Genomic DNA, 7,201 nt, shown 5'->3' with positions numbered 1-7,201 from the left:
ATACTGACGCTGCTCGCGACGCCCGGCGACGCGTTCGGCGAGGCGCTGGCCTATCTGCGCGTCATCTTCCTGGGGCTGCCGGCGTCGATGCTGCTCGTCGTCATGTTCATGGGATTGCGCGGGATCGGCGATTCGCTCACGCCCTTGTGGTTCATGGGGCTGTCGGTTGTGCTCGACGCCGGGCTCAACCCGGTGTTCATCCTGGGGCTCGGGCCCGCGCCCGAACTCGGCATCGCGGGATCGGCGACGGCGACGCTGATCGCCAACGTGGTCGCGAGCGCCGTGCTGGTCACCTACATCTACGTCCGCAAACTGCCGCTCCGGCTGGCGGGCGCGGAGTTACACTACGTCATTCCGGACCGGGCGCTGCTGGGCACCATCGTCGGCAAGGGGCTGCCGATCGGCGCGCAGATGCTGGTGATCTCGAGCGCGGGGCTGGCGATGGTCGGCCTGGTCAATCGCAATGGCGTCGATACCACCGCGGCCTACGGCATCACGCAGCAGATCTGGACCTATATACAGATGCCCGCGATGGCGATCGGCGCGGCGGTGAGCGCGATGGTCGCGCAGAATATCGGCGCGGGGCGGTGGGACCGGGTCAGCGCGATCACCCGCAGTGGTATCATCTACAATCTCGCGATCACCGGCGCGATCATCGCGGTCGCCCTGCTGTTCGACCGACCGCTGCTGGCCTTGTTCGTCGACGACGGCTCGCGCGTGCTGACGGTCGCGCAGCACATCAACCTGCTGTCCACCTGGGGCTTCGTGCTGTTCGGGGCGACCATGGTGCTGTTCGGCACGGTGCGCGCGAACGGCGCTGTCTGGGGGCCGCTCGCGATCCTGTTCATCGCCATGTTCCCGGTGCGGCTCGGCGCCGCATTCGCGCTGCGCCCGGCACTCGGCAGCGATGCCTTGTGGTGGAGCTTCCCGCTCGGCTCGGCGACCACGTTGCTGCTCGCCGCGCTCTATTATCTGCAGGGCGGGTGGCGAAAGGGCGCGCTGCTGACCGCCGAGCCGCATTGCGAGGAGCGGAGCCACGCCGACGTCGAACCCGCGGGCGCGGTGCGGCCGGCGAGCTGATCGCGGCCCGCGCGCCGGCGTCAGCGCGGCACCATCACCTCGATCACGCCGGCCGCGATGTGCGCGGTGACGGGCGTGTGCGCGAGCACCTCGCCATCGATCGAGATCGGCATGCCCGAGGGGATCGTGTCGACTCGCATGCTCTTGCCCGAGAAGGCGACGGTATGTTCGTGCCGGGCGTCGTGCCGGAAGAAGGACGCGACCCAATTCTTGACTAGGTTGCGCTTGAACGGACCCTTGACCGCCTGCACCACGATCTCGCCCGAATCGACCTCGGCGCCCTCGACCACTTCGGTGCCGCCGTGGAATGGCCCGTTGGAGATGCGCACCTCGACCGCCTTGATGTGCGCCGCGCGGTCGCCTTCGCCGACGACCAAAGTGAAGGAGTGGAAGCGGAAGAACTGCAGCACCGCCCAGGCGAGATAACCGACGCGTCCGGCGATCTTCTTCAACCAGTGCGGTACGGTGGCGGCGATCTGCGGGCTGATGCCCATCGCCGCGCAATTGGCGTAATAGTCGCCGTCGATCATCCCGAGGTCGATGCGACGCGGTTCGCCATCGGCGAGCACGCGAACCGCGCCGGCGATGTCGAGCGGGAGGCCGATCGAGCGCGAGAAGCTGTTCGCGGTGCCGAGCGGCAGCACACCCAGGATCACGTCCTTGCCGACCAGCAGGTCGACCAGGCCGCTGATCGTGCCGTCGCCGCCGCCCAGGATGACGAGGTCCGGGCCGCGGGCGAGCGCGCGCAGCACGGTTGCCTCCAGCTCGTCCGGGTCCTCGACCGCGTGCGCGTCGACCGGGAAGGGGAGGTCGCCGACGAAGGCGCACGCCTGCGCGAACAGCTTCTGCCCACGCCGGGACCTCGCGTTCACGATCATGGCGGCGGACGCGATACGCGGGTGTGTCATGCGGCTCGAACGCGTCGTCGACGATTAAGCTTCGCGCCCGCGCTCGTGCCTCGGAATACTTGCGCCGCCATCGCGCATGGCCGACATGGCGGACATGCACGCCGCCTATCCCGCACTGCGCCTGCGCCGCACCCGCGCGTCCGCCTGGAGCCGCCGGCTCCACGCCGAGAACGTCCTGACCGCCGCCGACCTGATCTGGCCGCTGTTCGTGACCGAAGGGGACGGGGTCGAAGAGCCGATCGCGACCCTGCCGGGCGTGTCGCGCTGGTCGGTCGACGGCATCGTCGCGCGCGCGAAGGAAGCGCGCGACCTGGGCATCACCTGCCTGGCGCTGTTCCCCAACACGCAACCCGAGCGCCGCAGCGACGACGGCGCAGAGGCGCTCAACCCCGACAACCTGATGTGCCGTGCGATCCGCGCGATCAAGGCGGCGGTGCCGGAGATCGGCATTCTGACCGACGTCGCACTCGACCCTTATACCGCGCACGGTCATGACGGAATCGTTGATGAGGCCGGCTATGTCCTGAACGATCGCACCATCGAGGTGCTGATCGCGCAGTCGATCAACCAGGCGGCGGCGGGCGCCGACATCATCGCGCCGTCCGACATGATGGACGGCCGCGTCGGCCTGATCCGCGACGCGCTTGAGGCCGGCGGACACGTCAACGTCCAGATCATGGCCTACGCCGCCAAATACGCTTCCGCCTTCTACGGGCCGTTCCGCGACGCGGTCGGCAGCCGCGGGCTGCTGAAGGGCGACAAGACGACCTATCAGATGAACCCGGCCAACCGCGAGGAAGCGCTGCGCGAGGTCGCGCTCGACCTCGCCGAGGGCGCGGACAGCGTGATGGTCAAGCCTGGCCTGCCATACCTCGACATCGTCCGCGAGGTTAAGGACGCGTTCGCGGTGCCGGTGTTCGCCTATCAGGTGTCGGGCGAGTACGCGATGATCGAGGCGGCGGTCGCGGCCGGCGCGGCCGAGCGCGACGCGATGGTCCTGGAAACATTGCTCGCGTTCAAGCGCGCGGGTTGCTCGGGCGTGCTGACCTATCACGCGCTGCACGCCGCGCGCCTGCTGGCGAACGCGCGCTGATCGTCCGGCGGCATGGCGCTATGCAGGCGCGGTGACGATCGAGACGCCGCGCCTGATCCTGCGTCCGCCGGTCGCGGCGGACCGCGCCGCGCTGCACGCGATCTGGCGCGACCCGCTCGTCATGGCTGATCTCGGCCCGGTGAAGACGGCGGCGGAGAGCGACGCGACGCTCGCGCGGCACGCGGCCTACCCGAACGGCCTGGGTTTCAACGCGGTCGTGCGCCGCGACGACTCGGCGGTGATCGGCTTCTGCGGGTTGAAGCCCGGCGCGCCCGACACGCCGATCGCCGGCGAGGTCGAGGCCGGATGGGTGATCGCACGTGCGTACTGGCGGCACGGTTACGCGCTGGAGGCGATGCTCGGGGTGCTGGATTGGTGCTGGGCACATACAGATGCACCGCGCGTCGTCGCGATTACCGCGCGGCGAAACGCGAAGAGCCGGGGTATGATGCAGCGGCTCGGCATGTCCCATCGGCCCGAGCTCGACTTCGTCCATCCGCAATTCGGGGCCGATGATCCGCTCGCCGACGTGGTGACCTACGCGCTGCCGCGGCCGTGATGTGATCTGTACTGTTGCGCTGGCGTTAAGCAGTCCGCACTAATGCTCGCGACTCCTGACCAGCCGCGGTTCGGCGCCGAAAGACTTGCATGATCCATCTACCCACGCATGCGCCGCGACGGCTGTACGTCGCGACCATCCTGCTCGGTTCGTTCCTGCTGTTCCTGGTCCAGCCGATGATCGCGCGCATCGCGCTGCCGCGGCTCGGCGGCGCGCCAGCGGTGTGGAACTCGGCGATGCTGGTGTACCAGGCGTTGCTGCTGGGCGGGTACGCCTACGCGCATCTGCTGGGACGTCTGACCCCGCGTGCGCAGGGCTGGGTGCATTTGGCGGTCCTCGCCGCCGCCGCCGTGTTCCTGCCGATCGGGCTCAACGACCGCGTGCTGCCCGCCGGCGCCGAGCCCGCGATCTGGGTACCGTGGCTGTTCGCGGTGTCGATCGGGCCATTGTTCTTCGCGGTATCGGCACAGGCGCCGCTGGTGCAGCGCTGGTTCGCGCTCGTCCGACCGGGCGAGGAGCCGTACGCGCTCTACGCGGCATCGAATGTCGGCAGCTTCGCCGGACTGGTCGCCTTTCCGCTGCTGGTCGAGCCGTTGATGCCCGTCACCGACCAGCGATGGTTGTGGAGCGCGGGCTACGTCGCGCTCATCGCGCTGGTGGCGCTGTGCGTGCGCCTGCTGCCCGCGACGGGCGGGCAGGACCGCTCCGACCAGAGCGAAATCGACACTCGGAGCAGCGCCGCGAAACCGACCCTCGCGCGCTGGTCGACCTGGATCGTGCTCGGCCTCGTTCCCTCCGGCCTGATGCTCGCGACCAGCACTTTTATCAGCACCGATCTGCTCGCGATGCCCCTGCTATGGGTATTGCCGCTCGCGCTCTACCTGCTCAGCTTCTCGGTAGCGTTCGCCAGCAACCGGACGCTCGCCGACGCGATCACCCGCTACGCACCCGTTACAATGGTCGTGTTCGGCGGCATCCTGATGGGCGGCTTCACCACCACCGCGCTGCTGGCGGTGTTCATCGCGCTGATGGTGCTGTTCGTCGCCTCGGTGGCGTTACACACGCGATTGTACCGGCTTCGCCCGGCACCGGCGCATCTCACCAGTTTCTACCTCGCCATGTCGCTCGGCGGCGCGCTTGGCGGCGTCTTCGCGGGGCTCGTCGCGCCGGTGATCTTTGACTGGACCTGGGAATACCCGATCCTGATCCTGGCCACCGGTTTCCTGATGCCGCAGAGCTACCTGGCGCAGCAGCTCGCGCGCTTGTGGCTGACGCCCAGATCGCGACTGATCGCCATCGCGATCTACGTGGTCGTGCTCGCCGCGTTGTTCCTGCTCGCGCTGGAACCGATCGCCAATGATCGGGCCAGCCCGTTTCTGCTGCCGACCTTCGTCGCGGTCGCATTGCTCGGCATCGTCGCGATCGGCGCGCGGCTGCCGTACATGGTGGTGCTGGCCTCGAGCCTGGCGCTGTTCGGCGGCCTGCAGGCGCTTAGCCTGTCGATCAGGAGCGACGCGCGCACCCGCAGCTATTTCGGGGTGTACACGATCGCCGACGCGCCGCGGCGACGGACGTTGATCCACGGCACCACGGTGCACGGCGTCCAGCTGGCCGGCAATCCGACGCGCGAGCGTACGCCGACGACCTATTACGTACCAGGTTCGGGCGTCGGACGCGTGATGACGCTGGCGCCCGCGCTCTACGGTCCGGCGGCGCGGATCGGCGTGGTCGGGCTCGGGACCGGAACGCTCGCCTGTTATCATCACCCGGGACAGCGCTGGCGCTTCTACGAGATAGACCCGACCATGGTGCGGGTCGCGGAAGGATCGCGCTTCACCTTTCTTGCCCGCTGCGCGCCCGACGCACCGATCGTCATCGGCGACGCGCGCCTGTCGCTCGAACGGCAGGCGGACATGACGCTTGACGTGCTCGCGCTCGACGCCTTCTCCTCCGACGCGGTGCCGATGCACCTGCTGACCCTCGAAGCGTTCGACACCTACGGCCGCGTTCTATCGCCGCGAGGGACGCTCGCGGTGCATATCTCCAACCGCTACCTCAACCTCGTCCCGGTCGTCGCCGCGGCAGCGCGCGCGCGCGGCTGGCACGCGGCGATCCTCAACTACACGCCCGACGTGTACGAGGAGGACGCGACCAAATCCGCCTGGGTCGTGATGACGCGGGACGCGGCCGTGTTCGACGCCATCCGCCATGATGGGGGGGAGTGGACCGACATCCGACCGCGCCCCGGCTTTCACGCCTGGACCGACGATTACGGGACGATCCTGCCGCTGCTGCGCTTCTGATCGCGTCAGGCAGGCGCGAGCCGCGCCACCAGCCCGTCGATCCGCCGCGTCTGTTCCTCGCTCGTCCGGCGCGCCTCGACCAGCGCCGCCTCCAGCGCCGGATAGGCCGGTTGGAGGTCGCGTGCGCGCGCGCTCGCTAAGTCTTCGAGCGCCCCCAGCGCATCCCGATGGCGCGCACGCACCGCGTCCAGCTCGGCGATCGCGATCTGCGCCTCCAGCCAGCGATCGCTCCCCGCCGCCGCGCCGCGAGCCGCGCTCACCAGCCGCTCGGCACGGGCGGCGCCGGCATCGAACGCCTTGATCGCCGCGGCACGCTCGCGCGCATTGTAGGCGAGCCGCGCGTCGAGCGCGGGATCGCGAATGGCCATCGCAGGCGGCGGCGGCGCCGGCTCCTCGAACCCCAGCTTCTCGGCCGGGCGGGGTGCGAGCGAGGGGTAGGGCCCCTCCGGCACCGCGCACGCGCTCAGGGGAAGCAGCATCACGCAGAGCGGGAGCGAGCGGCGGTGGATCGGGTGGAACATGACCCGGCGTTAAATTCTTCAACAAAATCGCGCAACGTACTTGCGCGGGTCGAAAAGCCCTCGTATCAGCGCGCCTCCACAGGGCGCCCGTAGCTCAGCTGGATAGAGCATCAGACTACGAATCTGAGGGTCGGACGTTCGAATCGTTCCGGGCGCGCCACTTTTCAAAGGGTTAGAGGGGACCATCCCTCGCCCAGGTGGTTCTAGGTAACAGGCTAGGTAACACGCCTCCCCCGAAGGGGAGGCGAGGGCCTTCTGAGGTGTCAGCTAAGTCTGTCACGCTGTTCTCCGATTCTGCCGACCTTACGCCAGCTTTCCTCTCGGCTGCACCCTCAACGGGTCGGTTTCGCAGGCCGGCTGTCGATCCACTGATCGATGTCGTTCACCAGCCACGCAACGGCCCTCGGCCCAAGCTTGCGAGGGCGTGGAAAGCCGCCGTCCTCCATCATCCGATAGATCGATGATCGGGCGAGCCCGGTCCGGAGTTTGACCTCAGGCAGCCGGATCAGGCGAGTGGGTGTGTGAGCATCGTTGGCCATGGTCTGCTCCAAGCAGGATAGCCCCTTCCGGCACGATCCTATGGCCCTGGAGATCAGCAGGGAAGCTTTGGAGCCGTGACGGCCTTCCGGGGATGCAGCGCGCCTTGGTTGAAGGCGCTGGGTCGCGGGATTGATGATCTCGCCAGCGCTCCGGATATCCGACTGGGAGTGCCACCGCGATTGCGTTCGCGCCTATCG

Annotated in this window: 7 protein-coding genes and 1 tRNA gene; 5 read left to right on the top strand and 3 right to left on the bottom strand. The window is 68.5% G+C overall.

The features are described 5' to 3' along the window. On the top strand, window positions 1-1,080 hold a 1,080-nt coding region (locus tag ACFDS6_RS16135), incomplete at its 5' end, for an MATE family efflux transporter (RefSeq protein WP_375273124.1). A gap of 20 nt (window positions 1,081-1,100) precedes the next feature. Here ACFDS6_RS16135 and ACFDS6_RS16130 read toward each other — a convergent pair. Further along, complete coding sequence (locus ACFDS6_RS16130) at window positions 1,101-1,988, bottom strand: diacylglycerol/lipid kinase family protein (protein ID WP_375273123.1); 888 nt, start codon at window positions 1,986-1,988, stop codon at window positions 1,101-1,103. A 94-nt stretch (window positions 1,989-2,082) separates the two neighbouring features. Here ACFDS6_RS16130 and hemB point away from each other — a divergent pair, with 94 nt between their 5' ends. The 3 genes from hemB to ACFDS6_RS16115 all read left to right on the top strand — a co-directional run bounded on the left by hemB (window position 2,083) and on the right by ACFDS6_RS16115 (window position 5,943). Then, window positions 2,083-3,081, top strand: a complete 999-nt coding sequence (gene hemB / locus ACFDS6_RS16125) for a porphobilinogen synthase (protein WP_375273125.1) — start codon at window positions 2,083-2,085, stop codon at window positions 3,079-3,081. Between the two features lie 31 nt (window positions 3,082-3,112). Next, on the top strand, window positions 3,113-3,640 hold the full coding sequence (locus ACFDS6_RS16120; RefSeq protein WP_375273122.1) for a GNAT family N-acetyltransferase: 528 nt from the start codon (window positions 3,113-3,115) through the stop codon (window positions 3,638-3,640). 89 nt (window positions 3,641-3,729) lie between these two features. Further along, window positions 3,730-5,943, top strand: coding sequence for a fused MFS/spermidine synthase (locus ACFDS6_RS16115; protein ID WP_375273121.1), 2,214 nt, complete (start codon window positions 3,730-3,732; stop codon window positions 5,941-5,943). Window positions 5,944-5,948: 5 nt separating this feature from the next. On the opposite strand, the gene ACFDS6_RS16110 is transcribed toward ACFDS6_RS16115, so the two are convergent. Continuing rightward, the gene (locus tag ACFDS6_RS16110; RefSeq protein WP_375273120.1) at window positions 5,949-6,464 is read right to left on the bottom strand and encodes a hypothetical protein; all 516 of its coding nucleotides are present in this window, start codon (window positions 6,462-6,464) and stop codon (window positions 5,949-5,951) included. Window positions 6,465-6,547: 83 nt separating this feature from the next. On the opposite strand from ACFDS6_RS16110, the gene ACFDS6_RS16105 reads away from it, so the two are divergent. Beyond that, a tRNA-Arg gene (locus ACFDS6_RS16105) sits at window positions 6,548-6,624 on the top strand. A 172-nt stretch (window positions 6,625-6,796) separates the two neighbouring features. Here ACFDS6_RS16105 and ACFDS6_RS16100 read toward each other — a convergent pair. Next, window positions 6,797-7,003, bottom strand: a complete 207-nt coding sequence (locus ACFDS6_RS16100; RefSeq protein ID WP_188656581.1) for an AlpA family transcriptional regulator — start codon at window positions 7,001-7,003, stop codon at window positions 6,797-6,799. Between the last annotated feature and the right edge of the window lie 198 nt (window positions 7,004-7,201).

The sequence above is a fragment of the Sphingomonas sp. genome (assembly GCF_042095875.1).
Classification (GTDB): domain Bacteria; phylum Pseudomonadota; class Alphaproteobacteria; order Sphingomonadales; family Sphingomonadaceae; genus Sphingomonas.
This window is presented reverse-complemented; position numbering and strand designations above follow the sequence as displayed.

Coding starts and splice junctions, on each gene's coding strand:
- ACFDS6_RS16130 (WP_375273123.1), bottom strand. CDS start 1,988: ATGACACACCCGCGTATCGCGTCCGCCGCCATGATCGTGAACGCGAGG.
- hemB (WP_375273125.1), top strand. CDS start 2,083: ATGCACGCCGCCTATCCCGCACTGCGCCTGCGCCGCACCCGCGCGTCC.
- ACFDS6_RS16115 (WP_375273121.1), top strand. CDS start 3,730: ATGATCCATCTACCCACGCATGCGCCGCGACGGCTGTACGTCGCGACC.
- ACFDS6_RS16110 (WP_375273120.1), bottom strand. CDS start 6,464: ATGTTCCACCCGATCCACCGCCGCTCGCTCCCGCTCTGCGTGATGCTG.
- ACFDS6_RS16100 (WP_188656581.1), bottom strand. CDS start 7,003: ATGGCCAACGATGCTCACACACCCACTCGCCTGATCCGGCTGCCTGAG.